Source organism: Sphingomonas endophytica, assembly GCF_001476895.1.
GTDB classification, from domain to species: domain Bacteria; phylum Pseudomonadota; class Alphaproteobacteria; order Sphingomonadales; family Sphingomonadaceae; genus Sphingomonas; species Sphingomonas endophytica_A.
In genome coordinates this window covers 1-638 of the sequence record NZ_LDTB01000290.1, presented here as the reverse complement: position 1 = coordinate 638, position 638 = coordinate 1, and the positions used below count along the sequence as shown (strand labels likewise).

1 protein-coding gene is annotated in these 638 nt (G+C 62.4%); it reads right to left on the bottom strand.

Annotated features, from left to right (window positions below; all coding sequences use genetic code 11):
- The coding region (locus tag NS334_RS17245; protein WP_153002839.1) for an LLM class flavin-dependent oxidoreductase at positions 1-464 on the bottom strand (464 nt) is incomplete at its 3' end.
- Positions 465-638: the final 174 nt, after the last annotated feature.

Below are 638 nucleotides of genomic sequence, written 5' to 3'. Positions count from 1 at the left end.
CGCTTGTAGCGCTCGGCGTGCTCCATGTGATCGTCGAGGCCGAAATTCAGCGCCGCGTCCGGATTGGACGTGGTGACGATGTTCCAGCCGGCGCGGCCGCCGGAGATGTGGTCGAGCGAGGCGAACCGCCGGGCGACGTGATAGGGCTCGTCGAAGGTGGTCGAGCCGGTCGCGATCAGGCCGATATTCTCGGTCACGGCGGAGAGGGCCGACAGCAGCGTAAACGGCTCGAACGAGGTCACGGTGTGGCTGCGCTTCAGCGCGTTGATCGGCATGTTCAGCACGGCCAGATGGTCGGCCATGAAGAAGGCGTCGAACTTGCCGGCCTCGAGCTTGCGGATCAGCGTCTTGATGTGGTCGAAGTTGAAATTGGCGTCGGGCCACGCCCCGGGGTAGCGCCAGGCGCCGGTGTGGATGCTGATCGGCCGCATGAATGCGCCGAGCTTGAGTTGACGCTTCGCCATTGCCCCGTTCCGTTCTTGATGTCGTTAGCGGAACAGATAGGGAGGCGTTTCGCGGCGCGCCATTGGGTAGATTATTTTGTTTTTGGGGGCCATCTCAACATCGTCATTCCGGGGCGCGAGCGAAGTCGACGAGCCCGGAATCCATTCTTCAACAAACGATGCGGCCCGATGGAT